Consider the following 17,328-nt stretch of genomic DNA (forward strand, 5'->3'; position numbering starts at 1 on the left):
GGATTCTGCCCGGACCGCCCGCCGCGGCACCCCGATGGTTGGGACGATCCGCAGGTGGGGGCGCAGTCGGACGCGGAAGGGCCGGATCGCGATACGGCCGAGTGCCTGCCCGCGCAGCCGGCGCGGCAGCAGGCCGGTCAGCCCGGCCAACCCCGTCAGCCCGGCCAGCCTGCTCAGCGGCGCGCCCGGTGGTGGCTGTGGACGCCGCTGACCGGGCTGACCGTGCTGGTGCTGGCCGGGGCGGCGCTGCGGTTGACCGGCCGGACCGGTGCGGCCGACGCGGTGTGGGCGGTGGTCACGTTGACCGCGCTGCTGCCCGCCGCCGTCTCGGTGCTGCGTGACCTGTGGCGGCGGCGCTTCGGCGTGGACGTGATCGCGGTGCTGGCGTTGGCCGGCGCGCTCGGCGTCGGCGAGTACCTGGCCGGAGCGGTGATCGCGGTGATGTTGGCCACCGGTCGGACGCTGGAGGCGTACGCGCAGCGCCGGGCGACCCGTGACCTGCGAGCCCTGCTTGCCCGGGCGCCGCGTACCGCGCGTCGGCGCACCGCCGAGGGCGGCGTCGAGGTGGTGCCGGTGGACCGGGTGGCGGTGGGGGACCGGCTGCTGGTCGGCCCCGGTGACGTGATCGCGGTCGACGGCGTCACCGAGTCACCGGCGACGCTGGACGAGTCGGCGGTCACCGGGGAGTCCCGGCTGGTCGAGCGGGCGGCGGGGGAGGCGGTGGCCAGCGGCGTGGTCAACGCCGGGGCCGGGTTCGGGCTGCGGGCGACCGAGAGCGCGGAGCGCAGCACGTACGCCGGGATCGTCCGGCTGGCCGAGGAGGCGACCGCCCGCAAGGCCCCGACGGTACGGCTGGCCGACCGGTACGCCGCGGCCTTCGTACCGTTCACCCTCGCCCTGGCCGGGCTGGGCTGGCTGCTGTCCGGCGAGTTCGTCCGGGCGGTGGCGGTGCTGGTGGTGGCGACCCCGTGCCCGTTGCTGCTGGCCACCCCCATCGCCATCGTCTCCGGGCTGTCGCGGGTGGCCCGCCGGGGCGTGCTGGTGCGCGACGGCGGCTCGCTGGAGGTGCTGGGTCGGGCCCGCACCCTGCTGGTCGACAAGACCGGCACGCTCACCGCCGGCCGGCCCCGGGTCGCCGAGACCGTCGTCGCGCCGGGCGGCGACCCCGACGAGGTGCTGCGGCTGGCCGCCTCGGTGGAGCAGCTGTCCCCACACGTGCTGGCCGCGGCGCTGGTCCGGCAGGCCCGCGACCGGGGGTTGCGCCTGGTCACCCCGACGGAGGTGACCGAGGAACCGGGCCGGGGGGTGAGCGGCCGGGTGGACGGGCGGCGGGTCCGGGTCGGGCAGTTCGCCGGGGGTCTGCCGGAGTGGGCCGAAGGGGCCCGATCCCGGGCCGAGGCGGCGGGGCACTCCGTGGTCTGGGTGGCCGACGACGCCGGGCCGCTCGGCGCGGTGCTGCTGGAGGATCCGGTACGCCCCGACGCCCGCCGGGCCGTGGACCGGCTGCGCGCCGCCGGACTGGCCCGGATCGTGATGGTCACCGGGGACCGACCGGGCACCGCCCGGCGGGTCGCCGAGGCGGTCGGGGTGGACGACGTGCTGGCCCGGTGCACGCCGGAGGAGAAGGTGGCCCGGGTACGGGCCGAGGCGGACCGGGCGGTCACCGTGATGGTCGGCGACGGGGTGAACGACGCCCCGGCGTTGGCGGAGGCGCACGTGGGGGTGGCGATGGGCGCCACCGGGGCGACCGCCTCGGCCGATGTCGCCGACGCCGTGCTCAGCGTCGATCGGCTCGACCCGCTCGCCGACGCCGTCGAGGTGGCCCGGTACGCCCGCCGGATCGCCGTGCAGAGCGCCACCGTGGGGATGGGCCTGGCGGTTCTCGCGATGGGGTTCGCGGCGGCCGGCTGGCTGCCACCGGTGGCCGGGGCCTTCCTGCAGGAGGGGATCGACGTGCTGGTGATCCTCAACGCGCTGCGCGCGCTCGGCGGCGGCCCGCGCGGCGCCGCGCCGGGCTGATCCGCGGCGGCCGGCGGGGCGACCCGCGCCGGTCCGACCTGGCCGGGCCGGACCGGCGGGGCCGTTCAGCGTTCCCGGATCACCGCCACCGGGCAGTGTGCGTGCTGGATGAGCTGCTGGCTGACCGAGCCGAGCAGCATGCCGCGCAGCCCGCCGCGGCCCCGGGTGCCGACCACCACCAGTTGCGCGCTGCGGCTGGCGTCGATGAGCAGGCCGGCGGGGGCGGCGGCGGCCGTCTCGACGGTCACCTCGACGTCGGGGAAGGTGTTCTGCCAGCGGCGCAGCGGCTCGTCCAGCTCGGCGGTGTGTTCGGCGCCCGCCGCGTCGCGGGCCTGCTCGCCGGTGAGGTGCCACTGTTCGCGTCGCGGCTGCCAGGCCCGCACCACATGCAGCGGCACCCGGCGCAGGGCCGCCTGCTCGAAGGCGAAACCGAGGGCCACCAGGGAGTGCTCGGAGCCGTCGACGCCGGCCGCGATGTGCCCGGCCCGGGCGGCGTCGGCCGTCTCGGCGCGGACCACCACCACCGGACAGTGCGCGTGCGCGGTGACACTGACGGCGGTCGAGCCGGCGAGCAGACCGGCGAAGCCGCCGTGCCCGCGGCTGCCCAGCACCAGCAGGCCGGCCTGCGTCGAGCTCTCCTCCAGCACCAGGGCGGGCGGGCCGTCGAGCACCTCGCCCCGGACGGTCAGGTCGGGATGGGCGGCGGCGGCGTCGGCCGCCGCCTTGCCGACCAGCTCCTCGACCTGCTGCCGGGCCTGCTCGTCCGGCCACATCCCCGGCGTCACGCCGGGCCCGACCCAGCCGGCCACGGTGAGCCACTCGAAGACGTACGCCAGCCGGACCGTCCGGCCGTCGCGGCGGGCCTGATCCAGCGCCCAGCCCAGGGCCGCCGCCGCGTCCGGGGAGCCGTCGTAGCCCACCAGGATCTCCGCGTCGGTCATGACAGCGCCTCCTCAGTTGGTCTCTTCGGTGGGGCGGACCCAGCGCCACTCGGCCACCCGGGGGTCGTCCTCGCCGTACCGGCGGGTGTAGTCGCGGCAGGCCTGGCGGGCGTCGCTCATCTCCTGCCGCAGGTGCGCCGCGCGGGCGGCCAGCCCGGGCACCCGGTCGATCACGTCGATCACGAGGTGGAAGCGGTCCAGGTCGTTGAGCATCACCATGTCGAACGGCGTGGTGGTGGTCCCCTCCTCCTTGTAGCCGCGTACGTGCAGGTTGCGGTGGTTGGTGCGGCGGTAGGTGAGCCGGTGGATCAGCCACGGGTAGCCGTGGTACGCGAAGATGATCGGCTTGTCGCGGGTGAACAGGGTGTCGAACTCGGAGTCCGGCAGGCCGTGCGGATGCTCGCTGGACGGCTGGAGCCGCATCAGGTCGACCACGTTGATCAGCCGTACCTTCAGCTCGGGCAGGTGCTGGCGCAGCAGCTCCGCCGCCGCGAGGGTCTCCAGCGTCGGTACGTCTCCGGCGCAGGCCAGGACGACGTCCGTCTCGTTACCGTCGTCGGTGCTGGCCCAGTCCCAGATGCCCACCCCGCGTCGGCAGTGCTGGATGGCCTCGTCCATGGTCAGCCAGTTCGGTGCGGCCTGCTTGCCGGCCACCACCACGTTGATGTAGTGCCGGCTGCGCAGGCAGTGGTCCATGGTGGAGAGCAGGGTGTTCGCGTCCGGGGGCAGGTAGACCCGGACGACCTCGGCCTTCTTGTTCATCACGTGGTCGATGAAGCCCGGGTCCTGGTGCGAGAAGCCGTTGTGGTCCTGCCGCCAGACGTGGCTGGAGAGCAGGTAGTTCAGCGACGCCAGCGGCTGACGCCAGGGGATGCCGCGGGTCACCTTCAGCCACTTGGCGTGCTGGTTGACCATCGAGTCGACGATGTGGATGAACGCCTCGTAGCTGGTGAAGATGCCGTGCCGGCCGGTCAATAGGTAGCCCTCCAGCCAGCCCTGGCACAGGTGTTCGGAGAGGACCTCCATCACCCGCCCGTCGGGGGAGAGATGGTTGTCGTCGGGGACCGTGCCGGCCATCCAGGCCCGGTCGGTGACCTCGAAGGCCGCCTGGAGCCGGTTGGAGGCGACCTCGTCCGGACCGAAGAGGCGGAAGGTCTGCGGGTTGGTGGCGATCACGTCGCGGACCCACTTGCCGAGCTCACCGGTGGCGCCGGTGACCGTCGCACCGGGGTGGGGCACGTCGACGGCGTAGTCGCGGAAGTCCGGCAGCTCCAGGTCGCGCAGCACCACCCCGCCGTTGGCGACCGGGTTCGCGCTCATTCGCCGGTCGCCCCGAGGCGGCAGCGCGGTCAGCTCGTCGACCGGAGCGCCGGTCGCGTCGAACAGTTCCTCCGGCCGGTAGCTGCGCAGCCAGCGTTCCAGTTCGGCCAGGTGCGCCGGGTTGGTGCGTACGTCGGCCAGCGGCACCTGGTGGGCGTGGTAGGTCCCCTCGACCTGCTTGCCGTCGACGACGCGCGGGCCGGTCCAGCCCTTCGGGGTACGCAGGACGATCATCGGCCACCGGGGACGCGTCACGGCCGCACCCGAGCGGGCCTGGCGCTGGATCGCGGCGATCTCGTCGAGCACCCGGTCGAGGGTGGCGGCGAGCGCCTCGTGCACGGCGGCCGGTTCGTCCCCGGCGACCACGTACGGCTGGTACCCGTAGCCGCGCATGAGGTCGAGCAGGTCGGACTCGGGGATCCGGTCCAGCACGGTCGGGTTGGCGATCTTGTATCCGTTGAGGTGCAGGATGGGCAGCACCGCGCCGTCGCGGGCGGGGTTCAGGAACACGTTGGACAGCCAGCTGCCGGCGAGCGGCCCGGTCTCCGCCTCGCCGTCGCCGATGACGCAGGCGACCAGCAGGTCCGGGTTGTCGAAGGCCGCGCCGTAGGCGTGGCTGAGCGCGTACCCCAGCTCGCCGCCCTCGTGGATCGAACCCGGCACCTCCGCCGCGACATGGCTCGGGATGCCGCCGGGGAAGGAGAACTGCCGGAACAGCCGGGTCATACCGGCCTCGTCCCGGCCGGTGTTGTGGTACTGCTCGCTCCAGGTGTCCTCGAGCCAGGTGTTCGCGACGATCGCCGGGCCGCCGTGGCCGGGGCCGGTGACGAAGATGGCCGACAGGTCACGGGCGACGATGACCCGGTTCAGGTGGGCGTAGATCAGGTTCAGGCCGGGGGAGGTGCCCCAGTGCCCCAGCAGGCGGGGCTTGACGTGTTCGGCGGCCAGCGGTTCGCGCAGCAGGGGGTTGTCCAGCAGGTAGATCTGCCCGACCGTCAGGTAGTTCGCCGCCCGCCAGTAGGCGTCCAGCTGGCGCAACTCGTCATCGGTCAGGGTGCTCTGCAGGTCTAGGGCGGTGTCCATACTGGTTGAGCCTCTCGCGGGTCGGTGGATCCTGCATCCGCAACGCGCGGTTTCCATTCCTCAGCTTCGCCGGATCGGCGGGCGTGGATCAGGGCCGTTGGTCCCGCCCACCCGGGTGTCACGACCCGTCGCCCGGCGGGCCGGACGCGCCGCGTACCACGATCACCGGCGACGGGGCGTGGTAGAGCAACGACTGGCTGACCGCGCCGAGCATGCCGCGCCACGGCTCGTCGCCCCGGGCGGCGACCACCGTCAGCTGCGCCGAGCGCGACTGTTCGACCAGCACGTCACCCGGCTCGCCCCGGATGACGTGGCACTCGACCGCGGTGTCCGGCCGACCGGCGTGTTGGCCGGACACCAGGGCGTGGAGCCGGCCGGTGGTTTCCTCGATCGCCGCGTCGGTCTCGACCACCCACACCGCCAGCAGCCGCGACCGGTGCCGGCCGGCGCAGGCGAGCGCCCAGCCCAGCGCGATCTCGGCGGGTGCCGAGCCGTCCACCCCGACCAGCACCGGGCCCTGTGGTGGCGGGTCCTGCCGGGCGACCAGGACCGGGCACTCGGCGCGGGCGGCCACCTGCAGGGTGGGGCTGTCGGCCGGGATGCAGCCCTCGCAGCGGGCCATTCCGCCGTCGCCGACGGCCACCAGGAAGGCCGAGTCGGACTTGCGGACGAGGACGGCGACGGGGGAGCCCTCGACGATCTCGGTGGTGACCGGGACGTTCGGTTCGCACTGATTGGCCGCCGCGGTGGCCTGGTCGAGCAGCTGCTCGGCGTCGGCCCGGGAACGGGTGACCGCCGGTGCGTCGGGTGCGGCCCAGTTGAAGGCGTGCAGCAGGTGCAGCCGGCGACCGTGGGCGGCGGCCACCCGGGCGGCGAGCCGGGTCACCGGCAGGGCGCCTTCGGGACCGACGCCGACGAGCACCGGCGCGTCGCTGGCTGCGGCCATCCGACATCACCCCCGCAGCTGTCGCGCCCGGCCTGCGTCTGAGGCTAGTCGCGCTGGTACGGCCCGGGGGCCTGATCGGGGCACTCGTGTCAACAAAGGTTGACGGCGGCGGTGCTGTCAATGTAAGTTGACAGCATGAGTCAGGCGACGGAACTCGCGGCCGCGGCCGGCAGCACCGACCCCCGGGTCGGCCTGCGCGCGGTCCGCGCACTGCGCCGGCTGCTCGAACGGCTTGAGGTGGTCCAGGTGGACAACGCCCGACGGCAGGGCTGGTCCTGGCAGGAGATCGCCGATGCGCTCGAGGTCAGCCGGCAGGCGGTCCACAAGAAGCACGCCGGGCGACCGGCGGTCGGATCCTCCTGGGAGGCGTGATGTTCGAACGGTTCACCGACCGCGCCCGCGCCGTGGTGCGACGTGCCCGCGACGAGGCCCGGGCCGAGGGCCAGCGTCCGGTCGGCACCGAGCACCTGCTGCTCGCCATCCTCGCCGACGGTGACGGCCTGGCGGTCCGGGTGCTCCGCGACGCCGGCGTCACCGCCGACGACCTGCGGCAGCGCATCCGCCGACACACCGAGACCGGCGGCAGTGGCCTGGCCGAGGCCGACGCCGCCGCGCTGCGCGAGATCGGCATCGACCTGTCCGCCATCGTGGCCCGGATCGAGGAGTCCTTCGGCCCGGACGCGCTGCGTGAGGCCGTGCCGGCGCCGCGCCGCCGCTGGGGCCGCCGACGGCAGGTCGGCGGCCCGTTCTCCGCCCGCGCCAAGAAGGTGCTGGAACTGTCCCTGCGCGAGGCGCTGCGGCTGCACCACAAGCACATCGGCACCGAGCACATCCTGCTCGGCCTGCTGCGCGAGGGCAACGGGCTCGCGGCCCTGGTGCTCACCGAGGCCGGGGCCGACCTGGCCGACACGCGCCGCCGGGTGGAGGCCGCCCTGCGCGCCGCCGCCTGACGCGTGTCCACCGTGACCGGCCCGGAGTGCACCGGCGCCGAGTCGCCGAACCCCGCAACCTGCTGCACACTGGCGCGATGAAGACGGGACGGCAGGCGTGGCCACCGCGCAGTGCGGTGGTGGTCAACCCGGCCAAGGTGGCCGACCCCGAGACCTTGCGCCGCACCGTCGGCGACACGCTCGCCGCCGCCGGCTGGCCCGAGCCGATATGGTTCGAGACCACCGTCGACGACCCCGGCCGGGGCCAGACCGAACAGGCCCTCGCCGCCGGCGTCGACGTGGTCTTCGCCTGCGGCGGCGACGGCACCGTGATGGCCTGCGTCAGCGCCCTGGCCGGCACCGAGGTGGCGCTCGCCGTCCTGCCCCAGGGCACCGGCAACCTGCTCGCCGCCAACCTGGGACTGTCCAACGACCTGACCGCCGGGCTGGCGGTGGCCGTCGAGCGCGGACGGCGGCTGCTCGACGTCGGCGAGGTGGACGGCCAGCCCTTCGCGGTGATGGCCGGCATGGGCTTCGACGCCCAGATGCTGGCCGCCACCAGCGAGACGACCAAGCGGCGGATCGGCTGGCCGGCGTACGTCGCCGGGGCCGTCCGGCACCTGCGGGACCGCCCGATGACGGTGTGGATCCGGCTGGACGACCAGCCGCCGCTACGCCGCCGGGCCCGCTCGGTGCTGGTCGCCAACGTCGGCCGGCTCCAGGGCGGGGTACGCCTGCTCACCGACGCCGAGCCCGACGACGGCTACCTCGACGTCGCCGTGCTCACCCCGCGTACGCTGCGGCACTGGCTCTTTCTCGCCTGGGCGGTGGTACGCCGGCGCGAGCGCGTGCCGCGGATGGAGGTGTTCCGCGCCCGCCGCGTGGAGATCACCAGCAACCGGGCGCAACCGCGCGAGCTGGACGGCGACCTGATCGAACCCGGGCACACGCTACGGGCGCAGATCCGCCGCCGGGCACTGTGGCTCTGCGTACCGCAACCAGACCGCGCCCCCGACCTGGCCGACAACGCATCAGCCGCCGCCGAGCGCCTGATCGGAGAGGGCCACACGACCCACCACTGACCCCTACCCACCTCCGTTGATCAAGGGGTTTGCGTCGGGATCGGCCCTCTGGACGACGCAAATCCCTTGATCAACACGGCCGGGGCGGGGGTTGTGGGACGGGATAGCGTGTGGGGCGTGATCGACAAGCCGTCGCCGGCACGGGAGGCCGGTTCCGGGTCGGTGCCGGTGGCGTTCGTCGCGCGTGGGATCGCGCTGGTGGTGGTGCTGCCCGTGCGGCTGGTCTGGGAGGTGCTGGTGGCCGCCGGCCGGGCACTGCACCGCTGGGTGCTCGCCCCGGCGATCCGGTTCGTGGACCGCTGGCTGCTGCCGCCGCTCGGCTGGTTGCTGCGCCACCTGGTCTGGATTCCGCTGCTCTGGTCGGCCCGCGCCGTGTGGTGGCTGTGCCGGAGGCTGGTCTGGGTGCCGCTGACCTGGCTGTGGCGCGGGCTGGTCTGGCTGTGGCGCAGCGCCCTGTGGCCACCGTTGCGGTGGTGCGGCCTGGGGCTGGCGTGGCTGGTGCGGACCCTGCTCCTGGTGCCGCTGTACTACCTGCTGTGGGTGCCGCTGACCTGGCTGGTCCGGGTGCTCACCCCGGCCGGCCGGCTGGTGCTGGACACGTTGGGCCGGTGGCTCGCCGCGCTGGCCAGCCTGGCGGTGGCCGCGCTCGGGTGGGCCTGGCGGGTGGCCGGCCGGGTGCTGTGGTGGTGCTGGGTGCTCACCCTGCGCCCGGTGCTGCGGGCGGCGAGGTGGGTGTGGCGGCACACCGTGGTGCCGGTGGGCCGGGCGGTCCGAGCCGTCTGGCGGGCCACCGTCACGCCCGCCGCCAGCTGGCTGCGACGCAGCGTCCTCGACCCGGCCCGGCAGGCCACCCGCGAGGTGCTCACCGCGCTCGGCCTGCGCCGCTGACCGTCAGACGAGCAGGTTGAGCAGGACGGTCAGGACGATCGAGGCGACGATAGAGAAGAGGATCATCAGGAGACAGCCGAGGCCGCCGCCGGCGGGCCGGATCTCCGTGTTGCCGATACGCATGGGGCAATCACATCCCGCCCGCTCACAGCTCACGTAGCCGGGGCAGCAGCTGCTCCTGCGCCCAGTCCAGGAACATCGGCTGGCTGTCGCCGCCGATCTGGATCAGCGCCACATGGGTGAACCCAGCGTCGACGTACTTCTTGAACGCCGCCACATGCCGGTCCACGTCCGGCCCGCAGGAGATCGCCCGCGCCACGTCCTCCTCGCGGACGGTCTGCGAGGCGGCCTCGAACGATTCCGGGCCGGGCAACTCGGCGTTGACCTTCCAGCTCAGCCCGAACCAGCGGAACTGGTCGTGGGCGATCTTGCGGCATTCGGCCTCGTCGGGGCCGTAGCAGATGGCCACCTGCCCGTAGCGGGGCCGGCCCGCGCCGCCGGCCGCCTCGTAGATCGCCACGAGGTGCGGGTCCGGCTCGGTGGACACCATACCGTCGGCGTACTCGGCGGCCAGGGTGGCCGACTGCCGGCCCGACGCGGCCACCGCCATCGGCACCGGCTGGTGCGGCCGGTCCCACACGTACGCGTCCGGCACGTCGTAGTGGTTGCCGGAGAAGGTCAACGTCTCTCCGTTGAGCAGCGGCCGGATGACCTGCAACGCCTCCTCGAACATCTCGTGCCGCTGCTGCACGTGCGGCCAGCCGCCGACCACGTGCTCGTTGAGGTTCTCCCCGGCCCCGAGGCCCAGGGTGAACCGGCCGTCGGAGAGGACCCCGATGGTGGCGGCCTTCTGCGCCACCACCGCCGGGTGGTATCGGCGGATCGGGCAGGTCACGAAGGACATCAGCGCCGCGCGGGAGGTGGCGTGCGCGACCGCGCCGAGCACCGACCAGGCGTACGGTGAGTGCCCCTGTGACTCCAGCCAGGGGTAGTAGTGGTCGGACATGACGAGTTGGTCGAAGCCGGCCGCCTCGGCCCGTACCGCGTGGTCGACGAGCTGCTTCGGTCCTGCCTGCTCGCACATCAGGGTGTAGCCGATGCTGACCATCGCGTCTCCTTCCGGGCCGGGCGGACCGTTCCGGATACCCCGGTCCGGTTCGGTCAACCATCGACGGTGCTTGACGCTTTCCGGCCCCCTGCCTACCGTTGTCCTGAACCGGTTCAGATGCCGGCGTGGTGCACATCCTGTGGTGGGGATGTCCGCCCCCGTGGCGGCTCGGGTTCGCACGGGCCGTCACGGGTCGGCGGCGAGCGCCGGACGTACTGAACCGGTTGCTTTCGGCTTGCCATCGGCCTACTCTGATGCCTGCCTCGCCGGGCCCCGGGCAGCGGTTGTCGGGCTGCAGCCGCCACACCTGCCACTCACCGCATCCCCACCTGGGCACGGGGGAGAAACCTCCTGCGAGGAATGCCATGAGAAAACTGTTCGCGGGCGTCGGTGCCATCCTGCTGGCGACGGTCGCCGCAGTGTTCGCCTTCGGTCCGTCGGCACACGCCGCCACCGGGTTCACGGTCAGCGGCGGCAAGCTCTACGACGCCAACGGCAACGAGTTCATCATGCGCGGGGTCAACCACGCGCACACCTGGTACACGAACCAGACCAGCTCCTTCGCCAACGTCAAGGCCCTCGGCGCGAACACCGTCCGGGTGGTGCTGTCCAGCGGCGACCGTTGGACCCGCAACAGCGCCGACGACGTGGCCAACGTGATCCAGCTGTGCAAGACCAACCGGCTGATCTGCGTGCTCGAGGTGCACGACACCACCGGTTACGGCGAGCAGAGCGGCGCCGTCACGCTGAACCGCGCGGTCGACTACTGGCTCAGCATCGCCAGCGCGCTCAACGGCCAGGAACGGTACGTGATCGTCAACATCGGCAACGAGCCGTACGGCAACCAGAACTACTCGTCCTGGGCCACCGACACGTCCAACGCCATCCGGCGGCTACGCACCGGCGGCATCGGGCACACGATCATGGTGGACGGCCCCAACTGGGGTCAGGACTGGTCCTTCACCATGCGCGACAACGCCACGACGGTCTTCAACGCCGACACGGCCCGCAACACCGTCTTCTCCATCCACATGTACGGCGTCTTCAACACCGCCGCCAAGATCAGCGACTACCTGGGCCGCTTCCGCACCGCCGGGTTGCCCATCGTGGTCGGCGAGTTCGGGCACTACCACTCCGACGGCGACCCCGACGAGGACGCCATCCTCTCCTACAGCCAGGCCAACGGCATCGGCTGGCTGGGCTGGTCGTGGAGCGGCAACGGCGGTGGCGTGGAGTATCTCGACATGGCCATCAACTTCAACCCGAACCAGCTGACCAGTTGGGGCCAGCGACTGTTCAACGGCGCCAACGGCATCCGGCAGACCTCGCGGGAGGCCAGCGTCTTCGGCGGCACCCCGCCGCCGACCACCCCGCCGCCCTCGACTCCGCCGCCGACCACCCCGCCGCCGACCACTCCTCCGCCGTCGACCCCGCCGCCGGGCGCCGGCTGCACGGCGACGTACTCGATCACCAACCAGTGGCAGGGTGGCTTCCAGGGTGAGGTCCGGGTGACCGCCGGTTCCAGCGCCATCACCGGCTGGACGGTCCGCTGGACCTTCGCCAACGGCCAGAGCGTGACGCAGTTCTGGAACGCCACGGTGACCAGCAGCGGCTCTGCGGTGACCGCCCGCAACGTCGACTACAACGGCCGGCTCGGCGCCGGAGCCAGCACCAGCTTCGGCTTCCTCGGCAGCTGGAACGGCACCAACTCCACCCCCGCAGCGACCTGCACCGCGAGCTGACCGACGCACCGCCACACCGGTGGCCGGGTCCGCACGGACCCGGCCACCACCCGCATCGGTACGCCCACGCCGGCCGGGTTCGCTGTTCGCCAACGGATGGTGTCCCCATCGCCCCCTTTGCTCTGCTTCACCCCACGCACTGTTCTGCCACCGGATTCGATGCGTGGGTTGAAGCAGAGCAAAGGGACAAAGGCGGAACCTGGTCAGCGCCCTCGTTGCTGGCCGCTCAGGCGAGGCGGGCGGCGCGCATCAGCAGGTAGCGCTGCTCGGGAAGGCTCGCGGTCAGGGCGGCGGCGGTGCGGTACCACGCCACCGCGCGGTCGTGGTTGCCAGCCATCTCGTACAGGTGGGCACGGGCGGCGTGGAGGCGATGGTGACCGACCAGCCGGGCCTCGTCGTCCAGCCCGTCCAGCGCGGCCAGGCCGGCCTCCGGCCCGTGCACCATCGCGATGGCGACCGCCCGGTTGAGAGCCACCACCGGGCTGGCCGACAGGCCCTCCAGCACCTCGTAGAGCGCGAGGATCTGCGGCCAGTCGGTCTCCCCGGCGGTCGGCGCCTCGTCGTGCAGCGCGGCGATGGCGGCCTGCACCTGGTACGGCCCGACCGGCCCCCGGGGCAGGGCCCGGGTGACCAGCGCGATCCCCTCGGCGATCGCGGTCGCGTCCCACCGGCCGCGGTCCTGTTCGGCCAGCGGGATCAACTCACCGGACGCGCCGGTGCGCGCCGCGCTGCGGGCCTCGGTGAGCAGCATCAGCGCCAGCAAGCCGGCCACCTCGCTGTCGTCCGGTAGCCGGGCGTGCAGCGCCCGGGTCAGCCGGATCGCCTCGTGAGCCAGGTCGATCCGGTGCAGACGGTCCCCGGCACTGGCCACGTGCCCCTCGGTGAAGACCAGGTAGAGCACGTGCAGGACGGCGGCGAGCCGGGCCGGTAGGTGCGCCGGCTCGGGCATCCGGAACGGCGTACCGGAATCCCGGATGCGTTGTTTGGCGCGGCTGATCCGCTGCGCCATGGTGGCCTCCGGCACCAGGAACGCCCGAGCGATCTCGGCCGTGCTCAGGCCGCCGACCGCCCGCAGGGTGAGCGCGATCGCCGAGGCGGGCGACAGCGCCGGGTGGCAACAGAGCAGGAGCAGCACCAGGGTGTCGTCGCGGTCCGCGGACAGTTGCGCGTCGGCCGCCGGTACGCTGCGCCGGTCCGCCGGCTCCCGCCGGGCGGCCAGGTCCTCCCGGGCCCGCCGGGCCTGCTCAGCGCGGACCATCTCGACCATCCGCCGGTACGCGACCTGGATCAGCCAGCCCCGCGGATTGTCCGGTACGCCGTCCGTTGGCCACTGGGTGGCGGCGGCCAGCAGGGCCTCCTGCACCGCGTCCTCGGCGGTGGCGAAGTCGCCGAACCGGCGGGCGAGCACGCCGAGGACCTGCGGCGCGAGTTCGCGCAGCAGGTCCTCGGTCAGCGTTTCTCTCGTCACACGTCCTGCGGTGGCGCGGACATCACCGGGTGCACCTCGATCGGCATGTTGAGCGGCGCGCCACCCGGCCCGGGGGCGGTGGAGATCCAGGCGGCGATCTCGACCGCCCGCTCCGGAGTGTCGACGTCGACGATCCAGAAGCCGGCCAGGAACTCCTTCGTCTCGGCGAACGGCCCCTCGGTCACCACCGGCGCGCCGCCGCCACCGGCACGTACGATCTTCGCCTGCGCCGGCCCGGCGAGTCCCTGCCCGTCGACCCACTCGCCGTCGGCGACCAGCTTGGCGTTGACCTCGCCCATGAACCCGATGTGGGCGCTGATCTCCTCCGGCGTCCAGGTGTGGATCTGCGGGAAGTCGGTCCCGGCGGCGCTGAACTGCATCAGCAGCATGTACTTCACGGCTGTCTCCTCACGGCCACGCACCCATCATGGGTGCTTCCACCCTCAGGTAGAAGCAGCCACCCCCGTTCTCGACATCCGCGCCAGAAAAATTTCTGCACGAACCCCACCACCCCCACCCGCCCACGAGTGGCCGCCCCGGCGCCCAGCCCGTCGCCGACGACCATCGAAGTGATCAAGGAGTTCGCGTCTGGATCCGGCCGGATCTCGACCCAAACTCCTTGATCAACCCCTGCGGGTAACCGGGGCCGGCAAGATTGGCGACCGCCACCGGCGGGTGGATCACGTGCCGTGCCTCCGGGTTCACGACATCCGCCGCTGCGCCTGGGCGCTCTGCCAGTCGCGCAGCGCCCGCTTGATTCGAACGTTCTCGTCGTTCAGCCGGGCCACGTCCTGTTGCAAGGTGGCGAGTTCCAGCGCGACGCGGTGCAGGAAACGCCGTACCTCCGGTGGGTCGAGGCCGCGACGGCCGATGGCTCCGGACGGGTGGCCGTTCGTGACAGCAAGGCCCGGGGGCCGGCACGATCGTGTACTCGGCTGACGGGTGGACGGCGTTCTTGCGGGGCGTGAAGGCTTGCTCCTTCGGGTGAATTCGTCTCTTGATCGTCTGCATTTCAGTGACTCCCGTACCGGCGTGTCGTGTCACTCATATGCAGACGATCAAGGGTGCCGGTGTGCCGTGGGCGAGCGGCACAGGACATGGGCGGCTCGCCGGCGTTGGGCGATTCCCAGCGATCTCACAGCACCAGTCGATAACCTGCGCTGGTCAGCGTCCGGCTCCTAAAGGGAGTACGGGCACCAGACCCTGCGGGAGTTCCGATGGTCTTCAAGAAGATGTTGAGCGCGTTCGGTGTGGGCGGTCCCAGTGTGGACACCGTCCTTGCCAACCCGAACACCCGGCCCGGGGAGACCCTCGAGGGCCAGGTCAACCTGGTCGGCGGGGAAGCCCCGGCGAACATCGAGCAGATCGTCGTCGGCCTGGTCACCCGGGTTGAGATCGAGAGTGGCAACACCGAGCACGGCGGCGTCATGGAGTTCCACCGGCAGGTGGTCGGCGGCCCACTGCAGCTCGCCCCGAAGCAGCAGTTGTCCATCCCGTTCCAGGTTCCGGTGCCGTGGGAGACCCCGATCACCGACCTCTACGGTCAGCGCCTGCCCGGCATGACCATGGGGCTGCGCACCGAACTGGCGATCGCCCGGGCAGTCGACAAGGGCGACCTCGACCAGGTCAGTGTGCACCCGCTGCTGGTGCAGGAGCGGATCCTGCAGGCCTTCCTCCAGCTCGGCTTCCGGCTGAAGTCGGCCGATCTCGAGCACGGCCGGATCCACGGCGTACAGCAGATGCTGCCGTTCTACCAGGAGATCGAGTTCTTCGCCGCGCCGCAGTACGCGCAGGTCGTCAACGAGCTTGAGCTGACGTTCGTCACCAATCCGAACGGCATCGACGTGGTGCTTGAGTGCGACAAGCGTGGTGGCTTCCGCGCCCCCGGCCCCGACGCCTTCGGGCACTATCAGGTGGGGCACGGCGAGGCCGACGGGCACGACTGGGCGCAGGTGGTCGACGGCTGGCTGCGCGAGACGATCGAGCGTTTCGGTGCCATGCGGGCCCAGGCGTTCGGTGCTCCGCACGGGTACGGCGCCCCGCAGGGCGTCGGTCCGCAGGGTTACGGTGCTCCGCACGCCGCCCAGCCGGGCTACCCGCCGCAGGGCTATCCGCAGCAGGGTGTCCCGCCGCAGGGCTACCCGGCACCGCACGCTGCGCCGCCCGGTTACCGGCCGCACGCCGCGCAGGGCTATGGCGCTCCCCAGGGCTACGGCCCGCCGAACCAGTACGGTGCCCCGCAGCGGCGTAGCGGCCCCGGGATGGGTGGGATCGTGGCCGGCGCGGCGCTCGGCGCCGCCGGTGGCATGCTCGCCGGTCACATGATCGGTAACGCCTTCGACGGTGGTGAGGAGCAGATCGCCGAGGCGGCCGGTGACCTCGGCGGTGCCGAGGACTTCGGCGGCGGCGACTTCGGTGGTGACTTCGGCGGCGGTGACTTCGGGGGCTTCGAGGAGTTCTAGGCCGTCGAGACAGAATAGTCGAGACAGGACGGTGGCCCTCCGGGATCTCCCGGAGGGCCACCGTGCTTTTACGCCTGGAGGTCAGCGACCCCGCTGCCGGCGCTCGGCGAAGGAGCGCCGCTGGCTACCGGCCTTCGCCAGACCTCGGCTGACGAGGTAACCGATCGTCAGCAGGGTAATGAAGAACCACGACTGGGTCGGGTTGTTCAGATTCAGCCCGTTCGCGGTCGTGCCCTTCCAGAATGCGGAAATCACCACAAGGGCGACGGCGGCCGCGTAGATCCAGAATTCCGTCGTCAGGAACGACTGCTTGGTCTCCGTCCCCGGTGACGGCATCTGTTCCCGATGCCCGTCGTGCATCATCGGCATCGGACGGGTCGGCGCTTCCTGCATTGCCTGCCGATTCTGCATGTCCTGCTGCGGACGGTTCATCGGCCTGGTGGATGCAGCCTGCGTGCTCATCTGTCCTCCTCAGGATGTGATGAGTCCTGCGATCCCTCGCCCCGCTGCCGCGTGTCGGCCACGGCACGGTTTCTCGTTGCCGGCGGGGGCACGACGCGTCTACCCGTTGCCTCGGGGGCAGTAACGCGGGCTGGTCGGCCGGATCAGCGGAGGCAGTCACGGACGGCCACGCTCAGCAGCCGAGGACGGTCCGAGGGCCACGCTCACGACCAGGGCGATCCCGGTGCCCGACGCCGAGGTCGGATCGTGGACGGCGTACGGGATCACGTTCAGCCCGTACCGGGTCGGCAGGGGCCGTACGTCCGGTCTGGGGAGTATGCCCGGTCCTGCCGTGGGCACCAGTCTCTCTTTATGCGCAGCCGGGCGGCGGGGGAGAGTGCGGTGGGCCGGCGGTGCGGGTTTGTCTGGGCGGCCACCGGGCACGCAGAGAGACCGACGCTTCTGCGAGGTGATGGATTGTGCGTGAGGACGACATGCGACAGGATGCCGCCCGCCGGGCCGAGGAGCGGATCGCCGGCGGCGTGTACGGCGAGGGTGCGTTGGACGAGGTGACGGTGCCGCCCACCGACGTGGAGAGTGCCATCCAGCGCGACGATGTGGACGATCCGGCGGATGTGCCGATCGACCCCAACGTGTTGCGCGACGGTGGGCCCACCGGCGGTCAGGGTGCGATCACCACGACCGGCGGTACGGCCGGGCCAGCCAGTGCCCGCCGGTTGGCCCGGCAGCCGGAGCGGCATCGGGGCAAGGTGGCCCCGACCACGACGGGTGACGCCACCACCGGTGGGCTGAGTACCCCTTCCGGCGGCAGCACCAGCGACCAGTCCACCCCGGCCACCCACGTGGGCAGCTTCGACTGACCCGCCCACTACCCGGCC

The 17,328-nt window shown here is 72.4% G+C and carries 15 protein-coding genes; 8 read left to right on the plus strand and 7 right to left on the minus strand.

Annotated features, from left to right (window positions below):
• Nucleotides 1-54 precede the first annotated feature (54 nt).
• Nucleotides 55-2,019: a heavy metal translocating P-type ATPase gene (locus AB0M52_RS00885; protein ID WP_363947014.1), complete on the plus strand. Its 1,965-nt coding sequence runs from the start codon at nucleotides 55-57 to the stop codon at nucleotides 2,017-2,019.
• A gap of 65 nt (nucleotides 2,020-2,084) precedes the next feature.
• Here AB0M52_RS00885 and AB0M52_RS00890 read toward each other — a convergent pair whose 3' ends face one another.
• The 3 genes from AB0M52_RS00890 to AB0M52_RS00900 form a co-directional block, all read right to left on the minus strand.
• Nucleotides 2,085-2,960 (minus strand): universal stress protein, encoded by an 876-nt coding sequence (locus AB0M52_RS00890; RefSeq protein WP_363947017.1) that lies wholly within the window; start codon nucleotides 2,958-2,960, stop codon nucleotides 2,085-2,087.
• Between the two features lie 12 nt (nucleotides 2,961-2,972).
• Complete coding sequence (locus AB0M52_RS00895; RefSeq protein WP_363947020.1) at nucleotides 2,973-5,363, minus strand: phosphoketolase family protein; 2,391 nt, start codon at nucleotides 5,361-5,363, stop codon at nucleotides 2,973-2,975.
• 118 nt (nucleotides 5,364-5,481) lie between these two features.
• Entirely contained in the window at nucleotides 5,482-6,309 is an 828-nt protein-coding gene (locus AB0M52_RS00900; RefSeq protein WP_363947023.1) for a universal stress protein, read from the minus strand.
• Nucleotides 6,310-6,444: 135 nt separating this feature from the next.
• Between AB0M52_RS00900 and AB0M52_RS00905 the strand changes: the two genes are divergently transcribed.
• From AB0M52_RS00905 to AB0M52_RS00920, 4 genes are all read left to right on the plus strand, one after another.
• Complete coding sequence (locus AB0M52_RS00905) at nucleotides 6,445-6,681, plus strand: HTH domain-containing protein (RefSeq protein ID WP_111218248.1); 237 nt, start codon at nucleotides 6,445-6,447, stop codon at nucleotides 6,679-6,681.
• On the plus strand, nucleotides 6,681-7,259 hold the full coding sequence (locus AB0M52_RS00910) for a Clp protease N-terminal domain-containing protein (RefSeq protein WP_363947026.1): 579 nt from the start codon (nucleotides 6,681-6,683) through the stop codon (nucleotides 7,257-7,259). The genes AB0M52_RS00905 and AB0M52_RS00910 overlap by 1 nt, the downstream gene beginning before the upstream one ends.
• Before the next feature lie 77 nt (nucleotides 7,260-7,336).
• Nucleotides 7,337-8,320: a diacylglycerol kinase family protein gene (locus tag AB0M52_RS00915; protein ID WP_363947029.1), complete on the plus strand. Its 984-nt coding sequence runs from the start codon at nucleotides 7,337-7,339 to the stop codon at nucleotides 8,318-8,320.
• A gap of 117 nt (nucleotides 8,321-8,437) precedes the next feature.
• The gene (locus tag AB0M52_RS00920; protein WP_363947032.1) at nucleotides 8,438-9,208 is read left to right on the plus strand and encodes a hypothetical protein; all 771 of its coding nucleotides are present in this window, start codon (nucleotides 8,438-8,440) and stop codon (nucleotides 9,206-9,208) included.
• A gap of 145 nt (nucleotides 9,209-9,353) precedes the next feature.
• Here the strand turns inward: AB0M52_RS00920 and AB0M52_RS00925 are convergent, their stop codons facing one another.
• The gene (locus AB0M52_RS00925) at nucleotides 9,354-10,316 is read right to left on the minus strand and encodes a TIGR03557 family F420-dependent LLM class oxidoreductase (RefSeq protein ID WP_363947034.1); all 963 of its coding nucleotides are present in this window, start codon (nucleotides 10,314-10,316) and stop codon (nucleotides 9,354-9,356) included.
• A 365-nt stretch (nucleotides 10,317-10,681) separates the two neighbouring features.
• On the opposite strand from AB0M52_RS00925, the gene AB0M52_RS00930 reads away from it, so the two are divergent.
• A complete protein-coding gene (locus AB0M52_RS00930; RefSeq protein ID WP_363947037.1) occupies nucleotides 10,682-12,058 on the plus strand; it encodes a cellulase family glycosylhydrolase in 1,377 nt (458 codons plus the stop codon).
• A 226-nt stretch (nucleotides 12,059-12,284) separates the two neighbouring features.
• Here AB0M52_RS00930 and AB0M52_RS00935 read toward each other — a convergent pair whose 3' ends face one another.
• Both AB0M52_RS00935 and AB0M52_RS00940 read right to left on the minus strand, forming a co-directional pair.
• Nucleotides 12,285-13,526 carry a sigma-70 family RNA polymerase sigma factor gene (locus AB0M52_RS00935; protein ID WP_363947039.1) on the minus strand — a complete coding sequence of 414 codons (1,242 nt, stop codon included), beginning with the start codon at nucleotides 13,524-13,526 and terminating at the stop codon, nucleotides 12,285-12,287.
• Nucleotides 13,523-13,915, minus strand: coding sequence for a YciI family protein (locus AB0M52_RS00940; RefSeq protein ID WP_363947120.1), 393 nt, complete (start codon nucleotides 13,913-13,915; stop codon nucleotides 13,523-13,525). The genes AB0M52_RS00935 and AB0M52_RS00940 overlap by 4 nt, the downstream gene beginning before the upstream one ends.
• Before the next feature lie 828 nt (nucleotides 13,916-14,743).
• Here AB0M52_RS00940 and AB0M52_RS00945 point away from each other — a divergent pair.
• Complete coding sequence (locus AB0M52_RS00945; RefSeq protein WP_363947042.1) at nucleotides 14,744-15,988, plus strand: sporulation protein; 1,245 nt, start codon at nucleotides 14,744-14,746, stop codon at nucleotides 15,986-15,988.
• Nucleotides 15,989-16,069: 81 nt separating this feature from the next.
• On the opposite strand, the gene AB0M52_RS00950 is transcribed toward AB0M52_RS00945, so the two are convergent.
• Nucleotides 16,070-16,450, minus strand: a complete 381-nt coding sequence (locus tag AB0M52_RS00950; protein ID WP_363947045.1) for a hypothetical protein — start codon at nucleotides 16,448-16,450, stop codon at nucleotides 16,070-16,072.
• Between the two features lie 458 nt (nucleotides 16,451-16,908).
• On the opposite strand from AB0M52_RS00950, the gene AB0M52_RS00955 reads away from it, so the two are divergent.
• Nucleotides 16,909-17,310: a hypothetical protein gene (locus tag AB0M52_RS00955; protein ID WP_363947048.1), complete on the plus strand. Its 402-nt coding sequence runs from the start codon at nucleotides 16,909-16,911 to the stop codon at nucleotides 17,308-17,310.
• The last annotated feature ends 18 nt before the right edge of the window (nucleotides 17,311-17,328 follow it).

Source organism: Micromonospora sp. NPDC051296, assembly GCF_040682255.1.
Taxonomy (GTDB): Bacteria; Actinomycetota; Actinomycetes; order Mycobacteriales; family Micromonosporaceae; genus Micromonospora; species Micromonospora craterilacus.

What these genes read in the sequence shown, in the direction of transcription:
- AB0M52_RS00890 (WP_363947017.1), bottom strand. Translation starts at nt 2,960, where the DNA reads ATGACCGACGCGGAGATCCTGGTGGGCTACGACGGCTCCCCGGACGCG.
- AB0M52_RS00895 (WP_363947020.1), bottom strand. Translation starts at nt 5,363, where the DNA reads ATGGACACCGCCCTAGACCTGCAGAGCACCCTGACCGATGACGAGTTG.
- AB0M52_RS00900 (WP_363947023.1), bottom strand. Translation starts at nt 6,309, where the DNA reads ATGGCCGCAGCCAGCGACGCGCCGGTGCTCGTCGGCGTCGGTCCCGAA.
- AB0M52_RS00905 (WP_111218248.1), top strand. Translation starts at nt 6,445, where the DNA reads ATGAGTCAGGCGACGGAACTCGCGGCCGCGGCCGGCAGCACCGACCCC.
- AB0M52_RS00910 (WP_363947026.1), top strand. Translation starts at nt 6,681, where the DNA reads ATGTTCGAACGGTTCACCGACCGCGCCCGCGCCGTGGTGCGACGTGCC.
- AB0M52_RS00915 (WP_363947029.1), top strand. Translation starts at nt 7,337, where the DNA reads ATGAAGACGGGACGGCAGGCGTGGCCACCGCGCAGTGCGGTGGTGGTC.
- AB0M52_RS00925 (WP_363947034.1), bottom strand. Translation starts at nt 10,316, where the DNA reads ATGGTCAGCATCGGCTACACCCTGATGTGCGAGCAGGCAGGACCGAAG.
- AB0M52_RS00930 (WP_363947037.1), top strand. Translation starts at nt 10,682, where the DNA reads ATGAGAAAACTGTTCGCGGGCGTCGGTGCCATCCTGCTGGCGACGGTC.
- AB0M52_RS00940 (WP_363947120.1), bottom strand. Translation starts at nt 13,915, where the DNA reads ATGCTGCTGATGCAGTTCAGCGCCGCCGGGACCGACTTCCCGCAGATC.
- AB0M52_RS00945 (WP_363947042.1), top strand. Translation starts at nt 14,744, where the DNA reads ATGGTCTTCAAGAAGATGTTGAGCGCGTTCGGTGTGGGCGGTCCCAGT.
- AB0M52_RS00950 (WP_363947045.1), bottom strand. Translation starts at nt 16,450, where the DNA reads ATGAGCACGCAGGCTGCATCCACCAGGCCGATGAACCGTCCGCAGCAG.